Origin of the sequence: Pantoea sp. GbtcB22, assembly GCF_019091025.1 — a bacterium.
GTDB classification, from domain to species: domain Bacteria; phylum Pseudomonadota; class Gammaproteobacteria; order Enterobacterales; family Enterobacteriaceae; genus Pantoea; species Pantoea leporis.
On record NZ_JAGXKB010000001.1, the window covers coordinates 1384175 to 1406383 of the forward strand.

The 22209-nt window shown below is 53.7% G+C and carries 22 protein-coding genes; 7 read left to right on the top strand and 15 right to left on the bottom strand.

What is annotated here, in order from left to right; genetic code table 11:
• The first annotated feature begins 40 nt into the window (after positions 1-40).
• Positions 41-1396: a PLP-dependent aminotransferase family protein gene (locus tag KVT28_RS06535; protein ID WP_101763262.1), complete on the top strand. Its 1356-nt coding sequence runs from the start codon at positions 41-43 to the stop codon at positions 1394-1396.
• Here KVT28_RS06535 and KVT28_RS06540 read toward each other — a convergent pair.
• The 3 genes from KVT28_RS06540 to pagP all read right to left on the bottom strand — a co-directional run bounded on the left by KVT28_RS06540 (position 1380) and on the right by pagP (position 3055).
• The gene (locus KVT28_RS06540) at positions 1380-1805 is read right to left on the bottom strand and encodes a GNAT family N-acetyltransferase (RefSeq protein WP_101763263.1); all 426 of its coding nucleotides are present in this window, start codon (positions 1803-1805) and stop codon (positions 1380-1382) included. The two genes, KVT28_RS06535 and KVT28_RS06540, sit on opposite strands and share 17 nt — an antisense overlap.
• Positions 1806-2161: 356 nt before the next feature.
• The gene (gene cspE, locus KVT28_RS06545) at positions 2162-2371 is read right to left on the bottom strand and encodes a transcription antiterminator/RNA stability regulator CspE (protein WP_007890714.1); all 210 of its coding nucleotides are present in this window, start codon (positions 2369-2371) and stop codon (positions 2162-2164) included.
• A gap of 150 nt (positions 2372-2521) precedes the next feature.
• Positions 2522-3055 carry a lipid IV(A) palmitoyltransferase PagP gene (pagP, locus tag KVT28_RS06550; protein ID WP_240632918.1) on the bottom strand — a complete coding sequence of 178 codons (534 nt, stop codon included), beginning with the start codon at positions 3053-3055 and terminating at the stop codon, positions 2522-2524.
• Between the two features lie 985 nt (positions 3056-4040).
• Between pagP and KVT28_RS06555 the strand changes: the two genes are divergently transcribed.
• Positions 4041-4286 (top strand): hypothetical protein, encoded by a 246-nt coding sequence (locus KVT28_RS06555; RefSeq protein WP_101763266.1) that lies wholly within the window; start codon positions 4041-4043, stop codon positions 4284-4286.
• 106 nt (positions 4287-4392) lie between these two features.
• Positions 4393-5475, top strand: coding sequence for a malate/lactate/ureidoglycolate dehydrogenase (locus KVT28_RS06560; protein WP_192236649.1), 1083 nt, complete (start codon positions 4393-4395; stop codon positions 5473-5475).
• A gap of 39 nt (positions 5476-5514) precedes the next feature.
• Here KVT28_RS06560 and gntT read toward each other — a convergent pair whose 3' ends face one another.
• Positions 5515-6831: a gluconate transporter gene (gene gntT / locus KVT28_RS06565; RefSeq protein ID WP_217547273.1), complete on the bottom strand. Its 1317-nt coding sequence runs from the start codon at positions 6829-6831 to the stop codon at positions 5515-5517.
• Between the two features lie 283 nt (positions 6832-7114).
• Here gntT and KVT28_RS06570 point away from each other — a divergent pair, with 283 nt between their 5' ends.
• On the top strand, positions 7115-8266 hold the full coding sequence (locus KVT28_RS06570) for an iron-containing alcohol dehydrogenase (protein WP_368734920.1): 1152 nt from the start codon (positions 7115-7117) through the stop codon (positions 8264-8266).
• Positions 8267-8298: 32 nt separating this feature from the next.
• Here KVT28_RS06570 and KVT28_RS06575 read toward each other — a convergent pair whose 3' ends face one another.
• From KVT28_RS06575 to KVT28_RS06590, 4 genes are all read right to left on the bottom strand, one after another.
• A complete protein-coding gene (locus KVT28_RS06575; RefSeq protein WP_217547279.1) occupies positions 8299-10227 on the bottom strand; it encodes a methyl-accepting chemotaxis protein in 1929 nt (642 codons plus the stop codon).
• Positions 10228-10352: 125 nt separating this feature from the next.
• Positions 10353-11180 (bottom strand): Cof-type HAD-IIB family hydrolase, encoded by an 828-nt coding sequence (locus tag KVT28_RS06580; RefSeq protein WP_110865702.1) that lies wholly within the window; start codon positions 11178-11180, stop codon positions 10353-10355.
• Between the two features lie 107 nt (positions 11181-11287).
• Entirely contained in the window at positions 11288-11773 is a 486-nt protein-coding gene (locus tag KVT28_RS06585; RefSeq protein WP_192414138.1) for an RcnB family protein, read from the bottom strand.
• A 797-nt stretch (positions 11774-12570) separates the two neighbouring features.
• Positions 12571-12801 carry a DUF1272 domain-containing protein gene (locus KVT28_RS06590; protein ID WP_192414137.1) on the bottom strand — a complete coding sequence of 77 codons (231 nt, stop codon included), beginning with the start codon at positions 12799-12801 and terminating at the stop codon, positions 12571-12573.
• Between the two features lie 204 nt (positions 12802-13005).
• Here KVT28_RS06590 and KVT28_RS06595 point away from each other — a divergent pair, with 204 nt between their 5' ends.
• Complete coding sequence (locus tag KVT28_RS06595) at positions 13006-14130, top strand: AI-2E family transporter (protein ID WP_101763272.1); 1125 nt, start codon at positions 13006-13008, stop codon at positions 14128-14130.
• A gap of 111 nt (positions 14131-14241) precedes the next feature.
• Positions 14242-14922: an HAD family hydrolase gene (locus KVT28_RS06600; protein WP_101763273.1), complete on the top strand. Its 681-nt coding sequence runs from the start codon at positions 14242-14244 to the stop codon at positions 14920-14922.
• A gap of 18 nt (positions 14923-14940) precedes the next feature.
• Here KVT28_RS06600 and KVT28_RS06605 read toward each other — a convergent pair whose 3' ends face one another.
• From KVT28_RS06605 to KVT28_RS06635, 7 genes are all read right to left on the bottom strand, one after another.
• Positions 14941-16182, bottom strand: coding sequence for a VWA domain-containing protein (locus tag KVT28_RS06605; protein WP_101763274.1), 1242 nt, complete (start codon positions 16180-16182; stop codon positions 14941-14943).
• 82 nt (positions 16183-16264) lie between these two features.
• On the bottom strand, positions 16265-16840 hold the full coding sequence (locus KVT28_RS06610) for a TerD family protein (protein WP_101763275.1): 576 nt from the start codon (positions 16838-16840) through the stop codon (positions 16265-16267).
• Positions 16841-16897: 57 nt separating this feature from the next.
• Entirely contained in the window at positions 16898-17476 is a 579-nt protein-coding gene (locus KVT28_RS06615) for a TerD family protein (RefSeq protein WP_008103744.1), read from the bottom strand.
• 50 nt (positions 17477-17526) lie between these two features.
• Entirely contained in the window at positions 17527-18564 is a 1038-nt protein-coding gene (locus KVT28_RS06620) for a TerC/Alx family metal homeostasis membrane protein (RefSeq protein ID WP_217547281.1), read from the bottom strand.
• 23 nt (positions 18565-18587) lie between these two features.
• The gene (locus tag KVT28_RS06625; protein ID WP_101763276.1) at positions 18588-19043 is read right to left on the bottom strand and encodes a tellurite resistance TerB family protein; all 456 of its coding nucleotides are present in this window, start codon (positions 19041-19043) and stop codon (positions 18588-18590) included.
• Positions 19044-19063: 20 nt separating this feature from the next.
• The gene (locus KVT28_RS06630; protein ID WP_101763277.1) at positions 19064-20242 is read right to left on the bottom strand and encodes a TerD family protein; all 1179 of its coding nucleotides are present in this window, start codon (positions 20240-20242) and stop codon (positions 19064-19066) included.
• Positions 20242-20826 (bottom strand): TerD family protein, encoded by a 585-nt coding sequence (locus tag KVT28_RS06635; RefSeq protein ID WP_101763278.1) that lies wholly within the window; start codon positions 20824-20826, stop codon positions 20242-20244. The genes KVT28_RS06630 and KVT28_RS06635 overlap by 1 nt, the downstream gene beginning before the upstream one ends.
• A gap of 320 nt (positions 20827-21146) precedes the next feature.
• Between KVT28_RS06635 and KVT28_RS06640 the strand changes: the two genes are divergently transcribed.
• Positions 21147-22205 carry an ATP-grasp domain-containing protein gene (locus tag KVT28_RS06640; protein WP_217547283.1) on the top strand — a complete coding sequence of 353 codons (1059 nt, stop codon included), beginning with the start codon at positions 21147-21149 and terminating at the stop codon, positions 22203-22205.
• The last annotated feature ends 4 nt before the right edge of the window (positions 22206-22209 follow it).

Genomic DNA, 22209 nt, shown 5'->3' on the forward strand with positions numbered 1-22209 from the left:
TGAACAATCTATTATTTGTTACTGAACAAAGGATTTTCTTATGACGCAAAGTGTGGATTTGGAGTGGCTCAGCCAGCAGATCACGGATGCTTCGGTGAAAGGCATCACGCATGCGGCATCCACGCTAATTCGCGATGGGCAGATTGCGGTGGGCATGCAGATGCCGGCGGTACGCGAGTTGGCTGAGCGATTGGGCGTGAGCCCGGCAACCGTTTCCGCTGCCTGGGCGCAACTGAAGAAGCAGAAAGTGCTGGCGGGTAAAGGTCGCAGCGGCGTGTGGGTGAGCGGTAACAGCGTGATGCCGCGTCCGATTCGCTTCGAGAAGATCGGCAATTACGGCGAGAATATTCAGGCGTCACTGGCGATGGCCTCACCGGATCCAACGTTATTGCCGGATCTGCGTCGGGCGATGCTGGCGGGCATTGCGTCGCCGCAACTGAATAGTTATCAGCGTGAGGCGATTTCACCGCAATTGCAGGATGCCGTAACGCCACGTTGGCCCTATCCCGCCGAAGCCTGGTTGGCAACCGATGGCGGCTTCGATGCCATGAACCTGATCGTGCAGACGTTGCTGTCACCGGGCGATCGTGTAGTGATCGAAGATCCTACCGCCACGCGATTACTGGATATTTTAGACAACATGGGTGCAGAAATTCTGCCGCTGCCCTGTGATGAGCAAGGTCCCATTCCCTCGGCGCTGATCACGCTGATGCAGAAATCTCCGGCGATGTTTATCTATCAACCGCGCACACATTCCGCCACCGGAAACAGCGTGAGCCAGCGTCGCAGTGCAGAGCTGGCGCGCGTGCTGGCAAACAGCAGCACCGTCATTGTCGAAGATGACGGCATTGGCGATCTGTCGCGCTACCCGGTGTTTAGCCTCGGCTTCCACTATCCCGAACGCGTGCTGCACGTGCACTCGTTTTCCAAAGCTTATGGGCCGGATTTGCGGCTGGCGGTGTTATCAGGCACCGCAGAAATGGTGAAGCGCCTGCAAGCGTGGCGCAACTTTGGCGTGAGCTGGACCAGCCGTATTTTGCAGGATGCCGTGGCGTGGATGCTCAATGATGAAGAGACTCAGCAGCGTATTCAGCAGGCTAAAGCCACCTATGCGCAGCGTCGCCAGCAGTTACTGGCCGCGCTGGCGAAACGCGGTCTGGTGCTGGAAGAGCGCGATGGTTTGAGCGTATGGATTCCGGTGGAATCGGAGCAGTACGCGATGATCACGCTAGCCGCGCGCGGTATCGCCGTGCTGCCCGGAGAACGCTGTAGCATAAGCAGCCGGCAGTTCATTCGCGTCAGCGCGGCGCTGCTGCCTGTTGCACAACTCGACAGCATCGCCGATGCCATCGTGATAGCCAGCGGACGCGAGCTCAATCTTAACCCAGAGCTTTAATGTGATAGCGCGGTGATTCCACATAGCCTTCACGCGCATAGAACTGGTTGGCTTTGAGGCGCGATGAATGGCAGTGCACTTCCATACGGTCGCAACCGCGTGACCGCGCCAGCTGTTCGGCGTGGTTCAATAACTGCTGCCCGCTGCCTTTGCTGCGCTCGCCTTCGGCAATACAGAAGTAGCTGATGCGCGCAAAATCGCCGGCCAATGCCAGCTGCGGAATAAAGTGCAACGAGAGAAAGCCCAGCACCTGATTGCCGTGTTCCGCGACCAACAACATTTCATCGGGATGATGAATAAGCTGCGCCAAACGTGTATCGATAAATCCTTCCGTCGCGCTATAACCTAATTCGGTTAGCAACGCGCTCAATGCAAAACTGTCTTTTGCCTGTGCCTGACGTATGTTCATCCTGCCTCCTCATTTTCCCTGAGCAGTTATATAGCGTTGCCGGACAAAAATCTGCAAGTAAGCATTGTTGTGGCTATGTTACGGAAGTTATCTGTGAGATGTGCCGCAGAATCTGCCTTGTCACGAGAATGTCATAACGGCTTAAGGCTGGCTTAATCTGGCATTGGCATGCTGAGGGAAATATCTTTCTAAGGCAGGCGAAATGAAGAACCTTATTCCACGCACTTTCGATGAGTTAATGGCACTGAGCATCAGCATGCTTGCCTTAGCGAGCTGGATGATTATTTGGTGGCGAGCCTAAAAATGAATAAAAAAAACCCGCCAGAAGGCGGGTTTTCAGAATTCGAACTGTTAAATTACAGTGCGATAACGTTAGCAGCTGATGGGCCTTTAGCGCCGTCAGTGATTTCGAACTCAACGCGTTGACCTTCAGCCAGAGTTTTGAAACCGTTGCTGTTGATTGCAGAGAAGTGTACGAATACATCTTTGCTGCCATCTTCTGGAGTAATGAAACCGAAGCCTTTCGACTCATTAAACCACTTTACGTTACCTTTGATCTTAGACATCTATATTACCTTTACATGAAAAAAGGACACTAAACTGTGTCGACGTCTAGTACAGCAATTGCGGTGACATTTGTCCAGTGCGTTTTGATGAAAAAGTGATAAATATTGATTTTTTGCATGCCGATCACACTTTATGCGTGCCGCCAGCGCTTAAAACTCAAATCTCAGCCATGCAAAGTAAACGTTGCCGTTATTGTAAGTGCCAGGAATATAAGTCATTTGGAAAGTGGCTGGACCATATCCAATTGATGCTAAAGGCAATATCAGCGGAACCGGGATGTAGCGCCAGTTATCCCGCGCCGTTACACCCGCCGTGTATCCGGCGCCCAAATGAAAGTTCTGATCGCTAAGCGGTCGCCAGGTCGCTTCCCAACCGTAACCGCCAATCGGCTCCCATTTATTGAAGGAGTCCTTGAACGCCATCAGGTACAAACCGTGCCAGTTACCTTTCTCATCCCAGCGCGAAACGCCCGCACCTGCGCCCCACGGGCGCTCGTTGTATTTATCGATGTGTTCATCGTCGTAAGTCCAACGGTTGTGCCAGGTAATCGCCGGCAGATAAAAATCATAATTCTGCGGTTGCGACCAGGTTTGCGACACGTTATCGCTAAAGGTGTTCCAGCCTGATTTGATGGCTTGTGAAGTTGTTACCGCTGATGCCGAAAATGAGACCGATGAGGTCAAAATGCAGCCTAACAAAACTGCAGAAAAGTGCCGATTCACAACGTAATTTCCTGTTAATTCATGCTGAAAAAATGCACTACCCTGAGGTAAATTTTTCAGATTCTTGTACGACGCATTCCTAAGTAATCGCCAAAAGGATATTAAACAACAGGCTTAATATCTCCAGGCTAATTCTCGGTTGACGGCGAATTTTACCTCATGCGGAACGTGAAATTGAAACGCCGGATAAACGGAAAGGTATTACTGAGGGATGTACACAAAGTGCAATCATGTTGTGATGATGACGGCAAGCAATGAGATAGCTTTCAGTGACTTAGTGTCAACTATTCACGCATGGAATAAATTAACAAAATTTATCAATTGAACTCGCCCGACGAATAAGATAAATCTCGATACTCCAGGACGGAGATGGGGAAAAAACTGACATGACTATTCGTTGTAGCCGCTGCGGTTGCACTAAATTTTTTTACACCTTAACGGACTGCAAACAGGTCGATGCAATAAATCATCATGGCGCCTGCTGCGCACAATGTCAGAAACCGTTGACGCTGGGCGATCTTATCCTGCCGATTGCGTCTTTTAATGACAGCGAAAAATCCTATGCTGAATAAAAAATTCAGGCACCCGCAGGTGCCTGTTGTTGTCAGAAAATCAGTTTAAAGACGCCTGTTAGTGTCAGTAACCCAACGATGAAGATGATGGCGATGACCCACAGAATTATTTTCATTGTTCGCTCCTTCAAGTATGAAAAATAACGTGTCTGCTTACCAGTATAGATGATCATTCTGCTTTCGCTGGGCGCTGCGAGAGTGGTCACAACCCTTTGCTATCGTTTCGCTTAATGCCGATTTAATTCTGCGAGATGGGTCGCAGCCTGCGATTTCCCTCTCCTTGATTCCGCACTCAGCGCCTGTCCGCAGTCTAAACTTATAGCGCCTGAAGAGGCCTCGATTGTTATCAATGCCGACGTAACAAGGAGATTCTTATGAGCACGATTAATACCAGCATGGGGCGTTATAGCCTTAAGGCAAAGGATTACGGCAACCACATCAGCGGCAGTATTGCGATTAATGATGAAGGTGGCACGCAACTCACCCTGCAGGAATTTGAAGAGCACTATCTTGACGATGTCGTCAACAATGTCATTTATCCGATCACTGGCGGAAACCGTGAAATTACCCGCGCACTGCGCGATCAGATGGTCAAAGCGGGCTTTGAACAGCCGCACTGAGTTTTTGGGCCACACGTTGTGGCCCTTTACTTCTTATCATTGACTTGCGGTTATTACTGGTTTCGGCACAGGATGCATGATTGTTCATGATAAGGAGATTGACCGTATGAGTACTCTGCATCTTATTCCCCCTTCTCGCCTTCATCAGTTTGTTCAAGCCATTTGGTTACATGCTGGCAGCAGCGCCGAAGAAGCGCGCCTGGTCGCCGACCATTTGGTGGCCGCGAATCTGGCGGGTCACGATTCACACGGCGTTGGCATGATTCCGAGCTACATGAAATCGCTGGCACAGGGCTTTTTGCAACTCAACCAACATGCCAGCATTGCAAAAGACGCCGGCGCGGTGCTGACGCTACACGGGCACAACGGTTTTGGTCAGGTGGCGGCCTTTGAGGCGATGCAACTCGGTATTGAGCGCGCAGCCAGGTTAGGTATTGCGGCGGTTGGTTTACACCATTCGCACCACATTGGTCGCATCGGCCATTGGGCAGAACAGTGTGCGGCCGCCGGTTTTGTCTCGTTCCATTTTGTTAACGTGATGGGCGATCCGATGGTCGCGCCGTTTAACGGTAGCGATCGTCGTTTTGGCACTAATCCTTTTTGCGCCATTTTCCCGCGCCGCAATGCCAAACCACTGCTGCTCGATTTCGCCACCAGCGGCATCGCCTTTGGTAAAACGCGAGTAGCGTGGAATAAAGAGCAGCAGGTCGCGCCAGGTTATCTGATTGATCATCAAGGCCAGCCGACCACCGAGCCAGGCGTGATGCACCAGGCGCCGTATGGTTCACTGATGCCGTTTGGTCTGCACAAAGGCTATGCGCTGGCAACCATGTGTGAAATTCTCGGCGGCGCGCTGTCCGGCGGACGCACCACACATGATGAGACGCTGGTCACCAGCCACGATGCCATTTTCAACTGCATGACCACCATCATCGTGAATCCGGATGCGTTTGATGCGCCTGCGATGCAGGAAGAAGCGGAATCATTCCTGGATTGGGTGAAACAGTCGCCGCAAAGTGGCGATGCACCGATTCAGGTGCCCGGCGAGTGGGAGGAGCAAAACCGCGTGGCACGTGAACGCGATGGCATTCCTCTCGACAGCAACAGCTGGGAGCAAATCTGTGACGCGGCGTTACAAGCGGGAATGCCGCAAGAGGAACTCGCGGCGTTCCGCGCCTTAACGCAGTAAACCGCAAGCGGCTGAGGCGCAGTGCCTCAGCCTTGATACTCAGATGACGTTGGCGAGCAGTAAGCAACCCAGCAAACCGCACACCGAAATAATGGTTTCCAGCGCCGACCATGAGCGGAAAGTTTCGCCGATGGTCAGGTTGAAATACTCCTTAAACAGCCAGAAGCCCGGATCGTTGACGTGAGAGAAAATCACGCTGCCGGAGCCAACCGCAATCACCATCAGTTCCGGACTGGCGCCGCTGGTGATGATCAACGGTGCGACAATCCCGCCTGCCGTAATCGCCGCCACGGTAGCGGAACCCAGCGCAATACGCAGCACCGCAGCAATCGACCACGCCATGAAGATCGGCGACAGATTGGTTTCATGCATCATGCTGGCGATATATTTATCGACGCCGCTGTCCACCAGCACCTGTTTGAACGCCCCGCCACCACCAATCACTAACAGCATCATCGCGATGATCTTGATCGAATCGGTGATGGTGGCCATCACGTCATCCATGCTGCGGCCACGGTTGAGACCAAAGGTGAAGATGGCGATCAGCACGGCAATCAAGGTTGCCATAATGGGGTCACCAAAGAACTCGGCATACGGCAACAACACGTGACCTTTCGGCAGCAGCATCTCCGCTACTGCGCGCAACGCCATCAGCACCACCGGCACCAACGCCGTCCAGACGCTGACGCCAAAGCCAGGCATCTCCGCTTCGGTAAAGGTTTTCGGGTTCCACAAGCCTTCCGGGATCGGCTTATCAATGCCTTTCAGGAAGCGCGCATAAACCGGACCGGCGAGAATAACGGTTGGAATCCCCAGCAGCGTTCCGTACAGCAGCGTTTTACCCATATCGGCGTTAAACAGCGTGGCGATCGCAGTTGGGCCCGGATGCGGTGGCAGGAAACCGTGTGTGACCGAGAGCGCGGCCGCCATCGGCACACCCACGTAAAGCAGCGGCACGCGCGCGGAGGCGGCGATGCTGAACACCAACGGCAGCATCAGCACAAATCCCACTTCGTAGAACAGCGCAAAGCCGACGGTAAAGCCGGTCAGCACCAGCGCCCACTGAATATGCTTCTCGCCAAATTTAGCGATCAACGTGGTGGCGATTCGCTGCGCCCCGCCGCAATCCGCCAGCAGTTTACCCAGCATCGCGCCGAAACCCATGATCAGCGCGAGGCTGCCCAACGTGCCGCCGACGCCGGTTTTAATCGAAACGATAACTTTGTTGACCGGCATGCCCTGCATCATGCCAACGGCCAGCGCCACCAGAATCAGCGCAATAAATCCGTTCAATTTGAAACGAATCATCAGCAACAGCAGTAACGCTACGCCAATCGCCACATAGAGTAATGGCATAATTTTTCTCCACTTTTGCGCACGGTAAGTTACCGGCAGCGGTTTATTTTGGTTATCCCAGAGGACATGAGAATCAACAACGTGCACCACAGTAAACATCCTGCTGAGCAATGTTACGGGTATCATGTTAAGGGTAACATTGCGTACAAAGCACCTGGCGCCGCAGCGGAATTTCTGTTTTGCGAAGGTGATCAACTTTTTGCCAGCGGGTTATCAGAATGTTTGCAGCGGGAGTGTCATGGCTTATGGTTACACTTAGGTCTTTGAGCCAAACAAGAAGGACGTGCAGGTGAGTGAGAATCTGATCGAGTTGTACAGTAATCAACAAACCCTGTTTGGGCGCGGCAGCATTGACCAACTGATTCCGCTGCTGGCGGCCAATACCCAGCCGACGCTGCTGTTTTGCGGCCGCTCATTCCTGAATGGTCCGGCCTGGACGCGCTTAGGTGCCGCGCTCAACGATCACATCATCGGTTACGAGATTGTCAGCCATGAAGCCTCGCCAGATGAGATTGATGGCTGGGTGCGACGCTGGCGCGGCCATGTTGATCGCGTGGTGGCGATTGGCGGCGGCAGCGTGCTGGATGCGGCTAAAGCCTTTAGCGCGATGATGCAGCACCCTCTGAATACCGCGCGCTATCTGGAGAAAGTCGGTGATACGCCAGTGCAAGCGGTGACCTTGCCGCTGATCGCCATTCCCACCACGGCCGGCACCGGCAGCGAAGTCACGCAGAACGCAGTGGTGACCGATCAGCAGCATATTCAGGTCAAAGCGTCGCTGCGCCATCCGGTGTTTGTGCCGCAGGTCGCAATTCTCGATCCTGATCTGCTAAAAGGCGCGCCCGACAGCGTGCTGGCAACCTGCGCCATCGATGCCTTCACCCATCTTTTCGAAGCCTATCTGTCGCGCAAAGGCAATTTGTTCACCCAGCAAACTGCGCTTAATGGGCTGCGACTGTTCTTCCAGGCCTGGCCAGATTTAAACCGTGACGACGAGCGTGGAGATGCCGCGCGCGAAGCGATGATGATGGCGTCATGGTTGGGTGGCGTGTGTCTGAGCAGCGCCGGATTGGGCGTGATCCACGGCATTGCCGGTGAGTTAGGGGCAATTAAGCCGTTCCATCACGGCGAAGTGTGCGGACGTTTACTGTTCCCGTTCCTCGAGGTGCTGGCAGAAACCGAGCATGCTGAACAGCAACGTTTGATGGCGCAGTTCGGCCAACAGCTGCTGCCGGACGATCCCGCGCCGCCCGCGCTGGCGTTGAAAGCCTGGATCCAGCAGCAGGCGATCGTGCCGTTCTGGTTAGAGGGCCCAACGCTGTCAGCCACCGACGTTGACTGGATTGTGTCACGCGCCAACAGCAAAAACGGCTGGGTCAGCTACGATGCACCGACGTTAACCGAGATGATTGCCGCCGCCTGGCGCATCGTCTAAATGATAACGGGCAGCCGACGCTGCCCGATTTTTTACTGCTCAGCCACTTTAAACATCGCCATCTCTTGCGCCAGCTGCGCCGCTTCATCACGCAGCGCCTGGGTATTTTCGGCGGTTTGCGTCACCAGCCTCAGGTTTTGCTGAATACCGCGCTCCATCTGTGATACGGCCAGCGTCACTTCCGCGATACCTTTGCTCTGCTCATCACCGGCCACGCGCATCTCGCTGACTACCTGCTTCACTTTATGCACGTCGGAAACCAGTTGCGAAAGCTGCTGCCCCGCGCCTTCCACCAGTTTACTGCCGGCCAGCACGTTGCTGTCGGAATCGGCAATCAGCGCTTTGATCTCCTGCGCCGCCGTGGCGCTGCGCTGGGCTAAGGCGCGCACTTCAGATGCCACCACCGCAAAACCACGCCCTTGCTCACCGGCGCGTGCCGCTTCCACCGCCGCATTCAGGGCAAGGATGTTGGTTTGAAACGCGATGCTGTCAATCACCGTCAGAATCTCCGCCACGCGGCGCGACGAGGATTGAATAGCGCCCATGGTGCTCACCACTTCGCCCATCACTTCGCTGCTGCTGCGGGCAATCTGCGCGGTCTGTTCGGCGGCAGCATCGGCCAGTCGGGTATTTTCAGCGTTTTGCTGCACGGTGGCGTTAAGCTGCTCCATCGCCGCCGCACTCTGCTCAAGCGCCGCAGCCTGCTCAGCGATTTTCTCCGACAGCGCGGTGTTGCTGTGCGCTAATCCCGATGCGTTGGCCGCCACCGTTTCGCCGCTGCCCTGCACGCGGGTAATCACGCCAGCGATCTTATCGACAAAGCTGTTGAACGCACCGGCAATATCCGCCAGCTCATCGCGCCCACTTTTGGTCAGACGGCGGGTTAAATCGCCATCGCCATTGGCAATCTCATCCAGCGCCGCGTGCGTCGCCTTCAGACGTTGGCCAATGCGTTGGGTAAACGCCCAGGTTAACAGCAGCAGCACGATCATCGCCGGAATCAGGAAAGTGAAGATGTCGCGCATCATGGTACGCGCCAGGCCGCTGACGGCACTTTCCGGCGTTACCAGGCCAATCACCCAACCGGTGCCGGGCATGCGGAACAGCGTCACCTGCGCGCTGTTGTGCAAGTAGCCGTCTGCAAAATCCGACAGTTGTAATACATCGCCATCGCCCTTCAACTGGGTGATACGGGCGGCCAGCGGCGCCAGCCAGCTGGATTTTTCCGCCAGGCTGCTCAAGGTGGTGAGCGATTTCATATCCTGGCCTGGGTAATAGAGCAGATTGCCCGCGCTATCGAGCGCAAAGGCATAACCGCCCGTCACCTGCCCTTTCTGCTGCATAAAGCCCGCAAGATTATCCAGCTGCACATCCAGCGTTGCGACACCGGCAAACCGATCGCCCGCCGCATACGGCACGCTGCAGGTCACCATTTTCACACCGGAGACCGGATCCTGATAAACCTCCGACCAACCGCAACGATCGCGCGGTCCGTTACGCACCGCGCTGTACCAGCTTTCCTGTTGATAGCCGTTGCCCGCAGGCAGGTTGTAGTCATCGGAATAGGCCAGCGCGCCATCACCCTGTCGCGCCCAGAAGAAGCTACGACGTTGCACACCGGCGCTAAACGCATCGGGTTCCGGCCACACGCCGCCGCCGGCAATGGTTTTATTGCCGCTGCTGTTGATGATTTGTGGGAAGCTTTGCTGCCACAGCGTGGCATCGTGCGGCAACACTTCAGCAAGGCGCGCCATGCTGACGGCCTCGCCTTCAATGCGCACCAGCTGCTGATTTAATTGGCTGACCAGATTGCTACCGGCCTGCTCAATCAGCGTATGGCTGGCTTCGATGACGCGCGGCTGACCGCGCAACAACAGAACGGAAAACACGACTGCGGTGGTGACGCACAGTAATAGCAGGCCACCCAGCGTTATGCGGGCAGCCAAACGGGTTGGCAACATAATTTATCCTTTCTAACCGACTGCATTAACGATTGAGATAAGAAGTGCCGCTCAGCGGCGAATTGTGCGTTCCGTCACAATCGAATATCGGCAAAGCAAGGATTAAATTAAGCTAAAAATGACGATCAGATGACAAACGGCGGTTTACCGGCCAGCATCTGCTCAATCACCTGTAAAACGCCCTCGTCGTTATTGCCCGGCGCTTCAAAGCGGGCCGCATCTTTGACCTTCTGCGGTGCGTTCGCCATGGCAAAGCTGAAGCCCGACTGCTGCAGCATTTCGAGATCGTTACCGCCGTCGCCAAACACCAGAATTTCACTGCGTTCGATGCCCCAGCGTTTGCCCAACAGATCGAGGCCGTGACCTTTATGGTTGCCCGGCACGATCAAATCCACCGATCCGTGACCGCTGGACGTGGCGGCGGCCGCCCCCTGATGCAGACGCTCAATGTCCGCCATCAGCGGTTCCACGTAATCATCAGACAGATTCAGCGCGAACTTGAACAGCTTATCGCCCGCCACGTCATCGAGGCTGCGAATCGCCTTCAGGCGGTGGCAATAGTGACGCATTTTCACCAGCCACTTTTCATCAAGGCCTTCGAAGTAGTACGCGCTGTCGCGTCCGCACAGGATGTAACGCAGTTCGGGATAGTTACCGTTGTGCAACGTATCCAGCACCGCATCAATATCCGGACGGGAAAACTCGCCGCAGAATAACTCTTCATCACAATCGATAATCCACGCGCCGTTCTCCGCCACGAAGGCAATTTCGTGGGCGATCTCAGGGAAGAAGGATTTGAGTTGGTAATACTGGTTGCCGCTGGCTACCACAAACTTGATGCCGCGCTGCTTCATTTCCTGATAGCAGGCGTTAAAACGCGCGCGATTGTACTGTTTCTTGTCGTCGAGAAAGGTGCCGTCTTTATCCACCGCCACCATTTTTACCACGGTCATCATCACTCCTTAACGTATCGAAAGGAAAAACGGGTCGTAGAGAGAATAACCTGGTGAGCGGATAAAGCGCAGAGAAACACGGATGGCCGCAGCCATCCGCGGAGGGATTAGTTGAACGCGCCGTTGAGCAGAATTGCGGTAATGATGCCGGTTGCTGCGGCCACCAGCACGTAATTACCGTCGATGTAAGCCCAATGCTCACCGCGCGGTGGTTCATACAGACCACGGTCACGCCAGTCATCTACGCGATAGTGCGGACCACGAAACTCCGGCGGTGCCGGATATCCGCGACGGAAGTCATGTCCGCCCCAGGCGAAGCGGTCGCCGTCACGATGCCCTTCCGGCATACGATGGTCAGCATAACGGTCATGACGATCCGGGCCGGGGCCGCGATCGTGGCCACGGTCATGATGATTGCCGCGATCCGGTCCGCGGTCGCCGCCACGATCCGGGCCACGTCCGTGGTCCTGATGCTGGTCGCCGCCGTGCGGCTGCCAGCGCTGATCACCTGGGCCGTCTGCCCACGAGACGCTAGAAAACAGTGTGCTGCATGCAATAAATGACGCAATAAGAGTTAATGTTGTTTTTTTCATGGTGTTGCCTCCAATGATAACGGCGGTTGCTGTGCCGTTAAGCATTACTATTGATTAACTGGAGACAGAAAAGCATTTCCAAAACTCTTAAAAACCGCATACTTACAGGAAATTACGTCAACTTATCACTTTCTTAACGATTGTGTATTTTCTGACATTAACGGGATCGAAGAGACGCATCAGCGTTTATTGCGGCGAGAGCGGGAAATATAAAGAAAAACCCGATCGCAAGGATCGGGAGGATAATTCAATTTCCATAAATTGCATAAAGGGGTAAACCCTGCAAAAGTGAGGGTAAAACTGAAGCACACAACGCCACATCACTAGCATTGCCAGCAAACAATACCATTTAAAATTGAAAACTTCTTTTGAAAAGGGCTATTTTTCAGAAAAATACGCAAAAATTAAATGACAGAAAAGATATTTTTTTAGGAACGTTGTTTCAGGATAAATAAGGTCTGTGCTCTGACCAGATTCAGCAAAGACACAACAATAAGGCATTCAAACAGCTAATCCATGCTATCAAGCATCGTTAATATCCCTTTAAAAACAACACCATTGGCCTTTTAAACCTTTATAATCTCAGCACGCCGCACGCGCAACCTGATGAGTATTTAACAATTACTGCTCCTTATTAGGCCCGGATTGTTTATCACCAACATTAATACACAGCGGTGATTACTATCGTGCTCAAAATTACCCTGCTTGCGTAACGTTTAAATATCACGAGGCAGCCTGATAAACTATTTAGGGTAAACGTTTACATGAGCAGAATATTCGTTTGCACGCTCACTATCTCATGAAGAAGATAAATGGCGCGTTGAGGACGCCGGATGACGTGCTAACGCTGCAGCAGGACGAATCGGTCGACGCACCAGCTCACCGCTGCAATTCGGGCAACGCTGCGCCAGGATACCTTCCGCGCACGCCACACAGAACGTGCATTCAAATGAGCAGATGCGCGCCTCAAGCGACGCCGGCGGCAGATCTCTATCGCAGCATTCGCAGTTAGGACGTAGTTCCAGCATGATTTCCTCCGGTGAGTTTCAGCCACCATCATCACCGTAATAGTGCTGCCGCGCCAGCCAGTGAACAGACATCAGGCGGACAAATCGGGACATCCTGTGTCTGCTCTCTTCACGAGCTTGAGCGAACCATCGATCCTAAAAACATTACTTTCCCCGTTAAGCGTTCTATAGTTCATTCGCCCTATCTACTGACGAGACTATGTAATGCGTATTAAAGGACTTAATTTAGGCTTCTTTATCGTTATTTTGGCGATCGTCACCTTCGCCTTTTTTGATGTGCTGACACCCTATTTTTCTGCCATTTTCTGGGCCGCGATTCTGGCGGTGATCTTCCATCCACTGAAGTCGCTGCTGCGCCGTAAAATGGGCGATCGCAACGGTCTGGCTTCGTTCGCTACGTTACTGATTATCTGCCTGATGGTGTTCACGCCGCTGGCGCTGATCACCTCTTCAATGGTGGTTGAAGTTAACACCGTCTACACCAAGCTGCAGAACAACTCCGCGCAGTTCCCTGCGGTGTTTGCCGATCTGCTGCAGCATCTGCCTTCCTGGGCACGCAACTATCTCGCCGATAACAACCTGAACAACGCGCAGGAGATTCAGCAGAAGCTCTCTGGCTTTGCGCTGAAAGGCGGCCAATACATGGCGGGCAGCGTGTTCCTGATCGGCAAAGGGACCTTCACCTTTACCGTTGGCTTTGGCGTGATGCTCTATCTGCTGTTCTTCCTGTTGAAAGATGGCGCCTGGCTGGTGAATTTAATTCTGGAAGCGCTGCCGCTTTCAACCTACGTGAAACATCACCTGCTGATGAAGTTCGCAGCGGTATCGCGCGCCACGGTCAAAGGCACGGTGGTGGTTGCGGTGGTACAAGGTGTGCTGGGCGGCATCGCCTTCTGGATCACAGGCATTGATGGCAGCTTGCTGTGGGGCACCTTGATGGCGTTCCTGTCACTGATTCCGGCGGTCGGTTCCGCCATTGTCTGGGTACCGGCAACCATCTTCTTCTTCGCCACCAGCGCCATCTGGAAAGCGCTGTTCCTGATTGGCTTCTTCGTGGTGGTGGTTGGCCTGGTGGATAATATTCTGCGTCCGCTGCTGGTCGGTAAAGACACCAAAATGCCGGATTATCTGATCCTGATCTCCACGCTAGGCGGCATGGAAGTGTACGGCATCAACGGCTTTGTCATTGGTCCGCTGATCGCCGCGCTGTTTATTGCCTGCTGGAATCTGCTTTCCGGTCGCGATAACCGTGAGAACTCCGAAGAGATTGACGAAGAGTTTATCGAAGAGGGTAAAACCCGCGAGGAAGAGGGCAAAATCCGCGAGTAAGCGTTTCAAACGGCTACCGTTTATCGGTAGCCGCATTCACGCATGAGAATATCGGCCAGCCATTTGCTATCATCGTGGCATTGATTACGGCTTGCGACAAAAGAGAACAACATGTCCATGGAATCCTCCTTAGCGCGTGAAAATCAGGTTCTGTCAGTCTTCGATTTTGACGGCACGCTGACCATTCACGACAGCTTCATCCCCTTTCTGCGTTTCAGCTTTGGCAAGCGCGCGTTCGCACGCAAAATTGCCAAACTGGCATTCCCTACGCTGCGCTGCATGCGGAAAAAGCTAACGCGTGATGAGTTAAAAGAAGTGTTGATTCACACCTTTTTAACCGGCGTTGAGGAGCAATGGATTCGCCAGCAGGCGCAACTTTTCTGCGCGGCAAACTGGAATAAGCTAATGCGCCCAGCCGGGCTGTTAGCGGTTGCCGCCGAAGTGAACTCCAGCGCCGAAGTGACCATCTGTTCCGCCTCGCCGGCGATGGTATTAGAACCGTTCGCCGAGCGTCTGGGCATCAATCTGATCGGTACCCAATTAGAAGTCGTTGACGGCATTCTTACTGGTAAAATTACCGGCCATAACTGCCGCTGCGGGCAAAAGGTCAAGCGACTGGAAAGCGTTTACGGCCCGCTGCATAACTATCACCTGCGCGCCTGGGGCGATACGCGCGGTGATTTTGAGTTACTGGCCGCCGCGCAGGATCCACACTGGCGTCATTTCCATCCAACGTGGAAAAAACGCCGCGTGCCAATGGAAAAACTGCGCATGCTGCGTCTGGATCCTTAGGCGCACAATTCGGGCTGATCAATAAATCCGGTCAGCCTTTGCTGCATCCAGCCACGGCTTAAACTCCTCCAGCAGCAAATCGTATAACCGGTCTTCCGCCAGGCTGGCAAAGTTGTCGATGGCGAAGAAATGGGTGTTGTCGATGCGGCGATCGTTGAAGTTATCCAAATCCTGCAAAATGCCATAATTACTGCCGCCGAGGCCGACAAATTTCCAGAAGATGGGATAGTTAGCCGAGCGGCGAATCGCCTCTTTGATGGCGCGGGTTTTGCTGATGCCGCCGTCGGTAATGAAAACCACGTACACTGGCAGATCGCTGTGCCTAAAGGTATCAATCAGCTCTTCCATGACCGGCGGTTCATTATTAGTGCCGCCCAGTCCTGGTAAAATCTCCCACGCCGATGTCTTGCCGCCACGCTGGATGGTGGCGATGTAGCCATCAAGATTATCCAGGGTTACATCGGGATATTTCGCGTGCTGCTGACCGAAGCCCCAGACATCCATCGAACCGTCATCATCAAACTGCGCCGCCAGCACCGCAATGCGATCTAATACGGCCTGCACGTTGCCCTTACTAAACTGCCCTTTCATCGAACCCGAGGCGTCCAGTACAAATGCCACCTTCGCTTTCACCGTTTGTAGCTGGTATTTGCTCAGGCTAACGCTGGCGTTTTTCGCCAGGCTCACTAATCGTGGCGCTTTCTGTTGCAGCTTTTTCTCCAGGCTCACCACCGTTGGCGCGGCTGGCTGAGGATCGGGCTGGGCGATATCCACGCCATAATGACGCGCCAGTGGTTCGAGCCCGCCGTTGAATCCCTGCCCCAGAGCGCGCAGCTTCCAGCCGCCATTATGACGATAAACTTCGGCCAGAATCAGCGCCTTCTCCCCGCGCCCGTGCGTTTCCGGGCTGAATTGGGCAATATCTTCAGCGGTTAAGCTCAGGCTGTTGAGCGCATTGATCGCCTCGTCGCCGTCAATCACTAAGGCGACGGCGATTTTACTGACGCTGGCGGCAATCTTCATCAGATCCAGATTAATGGTGCAGCCTTGCGGCGTGCTCTGCATGACCACACTGCGATTGGCGGTTGTGGGCTGATTGAAGAAGATGAAATCGGCATCGCCACTCACTTTGCCAGCGGCATCGAGCAGGAAAACACTGGTATCCACATCGCCGCGCAACGTGGATGAAGCAGCATAGTGCAGGCGCAACGTCAGTTCGGTGGTGTTCAGCGGCAGGTTCTGGCCCGGTTGTAACATCATAGTTTTAACCTCCTGTTAAGGATGCGTCCTTTGGATAATAAAAAGCCCCGGACCAGCCGGGGCTTTGATAAAATGCTTTGAATCAGACGCTCACGCCGTGCTGCGAAGCCAGCGCTGACAGGCCGCCTGCGAAGCCCTGACCAACGGCTTTGAATTTCCACTCGGCACCATTCCGATACAGCTCACCAAACACCATCGCGGTTTCGGTAGACGCATCTTCAGACAGGTCGAAACGGGCGATTTCAGCACCGCTGTCATTATTGAAGATACGCATGAAGCTGTTGCTCACCATGCCGAAGTTCTGCTTACGCGCTTCGGCATCATAAATGGTCACCGCGAAGACCAGCTTCTTCACCTCAGCCGGTACTTTAGACAGGGTAATTTTAACCTGCTCGTCATCGCCATCGCCAGCACCGGTGCGGTTATCGCCCTGATGCTCAACGGAACCACAAGCGCTCTGCTTGTTGTTGAAGAAGATGAAGCTGGCATCGCTCAGCACTTTACCGTCGTCACCGACCATAAATACTGACGCGTCGAGGTCGAAATCCTGACCATCTGTTACACGTGCATCCCAACCCAGACCCGCCATGGCAACATTCATGGTGGGTGCTTCTTTAGTCAGGGAAACGTTACCGCCTTTTACCAGAGAAACTGCCATTTTAAAGCTCCTGCTTTTAATTGGATGATGCGGGCAGCGCGAAGCTGCCCGTGATAATTAAGACGCGTTGATGCCGTACTGAGCACATACCGAAGCGAGGCCGCCGGCATAACCCTGGCCTACCGCGCGGAATTTCCACTCGGCGCCGTTACGGTACAGCTCACCAAACAGCATCGCGGTTTCAGTGGAGGCATCTTCGGTCAAATCGTAACGCGCCACTTCACTGCGGTCGTCATCGTTCACCAGGCGGATAAACGCGCCGGAAACCTGGCCAAAGCTCTGACGACGGGTCTGCGCGTCGTGGATGGTGACCACAAACACAATCTTGTCGACGTCAGCCGGGATCAAATCCAGTTTGATTTTCAGCGATTCATCATCGCCATCGCCTGCACCAGTACGGTTGTCACCGGTGTGGGAAACGGAACCGTCGGAAGAGACCAGATTGTTGTAGAAAATAAAGTCAGCATCGCCGCGGACTTTACCGCTGGCGGACAGCAAGAACGCTGACGCATCAAGGTCAAAGTCCTGACCATCGGTGGAACGTGCATCCCAGCCAAGGCCAACGAGGACGTTTTTCATGGTTGGTGCCGCTTTGCTCAGCGAAACGTTACCGCCTTTAGAAAGAGAAACGCTCATTGTAATTACCTCTTGGTTAATGATTTTTCAGACTCATTGCTGGCAGAAGATCAGCTCTCTTCTTTTTCCTCGGGCTTACCGGGGAACATCACGCTGAGTACGATACCGACCGCTAACACGCCGAGTACCACAAACAAGCTGGCGCTAGCAGAGATGCTGTAGCCGTGATGCCAGATATGATCGGTAGCATTCAGACCCAGTTTCACCGCGATGAAGAACAGCAGCACGATAACGGCTTTCTCGAGGTGAACCAGATACTGCTTCAATGCTTCAAGTACGAAGTACAGTGTACGCAAGCCGAGGATGGCGAACATCATGGCGCTATAAACGATCAGCGGTTCACGGCTTACTGCGATAATCGCCGGCACGGAGTCAAAGGCGAACATCACGTCAGAGAGTTCAACCACCGCCACACACAGCATCAACGGCGTGGCATACAGCGCCGCTTTCTTGCCGCGACCAATCACTACGTCTTTGTTTTCTGGCTTCTGCAGCTCTTCATCAACTTCCTTCTGATTCAGCAGGAAGGCGTTACCGCGCATTTTTGGCCAGATTGGGAAGAAGCGCTTCACCATGCGATAAGCAAGATGCTGCGAGTAATCTTCGATCTCGTCGCTGTCATCGCCGCTTTTCAGCATCATCACCGCCGTCCACGCGACGATCAGCGCAAACACGATTTCCACATACGGACCAAGGCTCAGCAAGCCGGTACCGATCGCTACGAAGATGCCACGGAAAACGATGGCACCGATGATGCCCCAGTAGAGCACGCGGTGACGATAGCGGTCCGGAACAGCAAACCACGAGAAGATCGCCATCATCACGAACAGGTTATCGACGGAGAGTACTTTCTCCAGCGCATAACCGGTCACGAACAGGCTGGCAACTTCAGCGCCGTGATGGATATAGAGGAAGCCGGCGAAACCCATCGCCACCGCCACCCAGAACACTGACCACAGCGCCGCGCTTTTCAGCGAAATCGGCTTGTCGCCGCGGTGCATGAACAGGTCGATAAAAATAGCGCCCACCGACAGCGCGATGAAAACCGCGACTGTTTCAGTTGGGAAGCCAATGTGCGTAGACACCATGATGAACCCTTAAAAGATAAAAATTACAGACCAAATATTGCTGGATCAAAGCCCAAAGCGACGGCGATTTCGCGCACCGCTTTCTGCTCGTCAGCATCAAAATCACCATCACTCTTACCGACAGCAATACCTACGCGGATCGCCAACTGTGCGGCTTCCGGCTGATCTTTCAACGCCATGATGTACTTCATGGTTTCGCCCTTGCCGATTTCCAGATCGAAATCAAAGCTGCTCACCAGTTTGTTGAAGAACTCAATCACTTCATTGGTATCAAAGACTTTCAACTCTTCGGAGGCGCGCAGAAAACCGATCATCTTCTGCTTCTCTTCCGCGCTCACGCCGCCGTCTGCCACCGCAATGCGTGCGCACACCGCGACGGTGCCTTGCATAAATTTCTTGTTCTTAAAGCGGCTAACCTGTTTGGTTAATTCATCGCGGCCGGAATTAAATGCCCCTTTGACCTTGTTGAAAAAGCTCATAGTGAATCCTCTGTCTGTTATTATTTGGAGCCAGCTCGCCAGTTGAATCCCCAACCGAAAGCTTTGTCCATATCGGAATGCCCGTTAAAGAACTGATTGATACGCTCGACGCGGATACTGCCGTTCTCATTGACCAGGCGAGCAATCGCACACATGTTGCGGCGGTTCTCCCCTTCAGTCATACGCGTTTCAATCGGAGGCTGGTCTGGAATGTGCAGCGTGACTACGCCATCCGTTTTGTCCCAGCTCGCCGCACCTTGATAGATGAAGGCGAAAATTAATACCTCGCGAATCTGACTCCATTCGCGACCGTTGATGTGCAGCCATTCGCCGTCGGTCACTTCGCCGGTGCGATCGTCGCCCTGCAAGTGTACGAAAGGTTTGGCATGCATGGCGCCAAAATTGCCGCCCAGCGCCTGGATCACACCGCGCGAGCCGTCTTGCAGCTCAACGAAGGCGCCGAGATCGAGATCCACGCCTTTGTTGCCGCCGAACAATCCGCGCAACCCGCCGCCACTGCTGGTTTCACGGTGCCAGTTCAGATTGATGCGGATCTCACCGAAGTTATCGCGCTTGGTCAGGCTGATGGCTGGCTTCTCTTTGGTAAGAGACACTTTGCTCAGATTGATTTTTGCCGGCGCGGGTGTCGGTGCTGGAGCCGGTGCCGTCTGCGGTGCAGGCGCAGGCGTTGGGGCAGGCGCGGGTTCAGCCACATCCACACCAAAATGTTCCGCCAGCGGCTTTAAGCCGCCGTTGAAACCCTGCGCAATAAAGCGGAATTTCCACTCATTATTACGGCGGTAAAGTTCGCCGAGGATCAACGCTGCTTCCTGACGTCCTACCAGCTCCACGCTGCCATTCAGCAACACTTCACCGCTCTGCTCCACCTGAATCGCCAGACGTTGCAAACCCGACACGTTGCGGCCGCCGTCACAGGTAACGGTAAAGGCCACTTTCTGCACCTCAGGACGCAGGCGGGTGAGATCGACAGAGAAGGCGGAGTTGTGCCCTTCGCTTTTCAGGCTGATGGTGCGGTCATCGTTATCCGGCTGACCGTAGAACACCATATCGGCATCGCCATTGACTTTGCCGCTGGCGAACAGACGAAAGGCCGAAGCATCAACGGCGGCGCCAGCGAGCACGCGCACCGTCAGCAGATTAGCGGGAACGGGAGCATTGCTCCCCGGCGTCATATTCATTAGCGCACCACTGCGGCAACGATGTCGTTTTGCATCGCGTCAATGGTACGGCCGGCACTCGCGCGGCCATGCGCCGTGAAGTCCCACAGTCCGCCGTTGCGGTGCAGCGAAGCAATCACGATGCCGGTATGGCTGCCTTGCTCAGTCAGCTCATAGCGCGCCAGCTCTTTGCCGTTTTGATCCACCACGCGGCAGAAGGCATTTTCCACTTCATTGAAGGTTTGACCCTGGAAGCTGTTCACGGTGAACGCCAGATACTCAACGTTAGCTGGCAGACGTGACAACTCAACGATGATCACTTCATCGTCGCCATCGCCTTCGCCAGTACGATTATCACCGCTGTGTTTCACCGCACCACATTTGGAGGTCAATGCGCGGAACCAGATGGTATCAATGGCATGACCGGATTGATCCAATAATACGCAGCTGGCATCCAGATCGATGGAATCGCTGCCACCACCAAAAAGCTTGCCCATGAAGCCTTTCTTTTTAATGGGATCCCAGCCTAAGCCGAAATGTAATTTATTCAGCGAAGCGGTTTGTTTGCTGAGTGAAACCGTCTGATTCTTGCTTAATGAAACCATGTCATAATTCCTTCAAACAGGTTTGAAAAGGGTTTTATATTTGCAACAAATTCCATGAGGGCAAAATCATAACATGAGGATATTCATGTTCAGCATTAATTTTCACAGCAATTTTATGAAATACAATAAATCCTTGCAGAAGAACAACTTAAAAGAATCCAGCCCGAACCAGCAACGCACTAAACATGACAATTCTTTACATTAAAATTCATAAGGTTACGTTAGGGTAAAAAATCATATTATGATTGACTCATTTCAAAGTGAGAAATAAACTCGCAAACCATAACCCAGCCACCAGCCTCTTGCGGAAATAATTAGAAATGTCTCACAAAATTTGGCTAATGGAAGGTTTATCCTCCCAGCGCGATATAATTAATGGCATAATATCTGCAGCAAAAAAACATAACTACAACGTGTCGATTTATGCATCACATCGCCAATCGCGTAATGAAATACTTTCTCTGGCGGATCATGCATTAATTGAACCCGGTGATGTTAATCAGCGCCTCAAATTTATTCTTTCTACCGTAGAAAAATATGCCATTCAGGCGATCCATACCGGTCGACATGCTCATTGGTTTGAAGCCCATCGCGCCGCTATCGAAGCCAGCGGTGCGCGCTTAACCACTGGCGCACGCGATGTTGCGATGCTGGATCTGGCCGATGACAAAGTCGCGTTTGCCCACCATATGAAAAGCCTGAATTTGCCGGTGGTGCCTTCACTGCGCGTGGATTCGCCCGTACAGTTGCGTGAGCTGATCGCCGATAAACCCTTTGGCGATCTGCCGCTGTGCGTAAAACCGGTTACCGGTATTTATGGCATGGGATTCTGGCAGTTTGATGAAAGCGTCTCGCCGATGGCGCCGTTTACCCATCCCGACGCACGCCGGGTGAAAGCCGAATATTACTTACAGGCGCTGGAGGCCGCCGACAGCATGGAGCCGCTGGTTCTGATGCCGTATCTGCCAGGCCCGGAATATTCGGTTGATATGCTGGCGGAAAACGGCAAGGTGCTGGCCGCCGTGGCGCGCCGCAAAGAAGGGGCGCTGCAGTATCTGGAAAACCGCGGCGAAGCCTTTGAACTGGCGCTAGCCTGTGCCGCTGCGATGGGCGCGGATGGATTGATCAACGTGCAGACGCGCAATGATGCCAGCGGCAAACCGCTATTACTGGAGATCAATATGCGCCCTTCCGGCGGCATTGGTTACACCCGTTTCAGCGGCGTCAATCTTCCCGGCTTGTTTGCCCTGCGCCAGCTAGGCTTGATCAGTCAGCAGCAGGTGATCGACAACGCCCGCCGCGACTTCACGCCAGCCACCGTCCGCGCGCTGAGCGACGTGGTGGCGTACAACCCCGTCCTGTCCAACCAGGTTCAATAAGGAA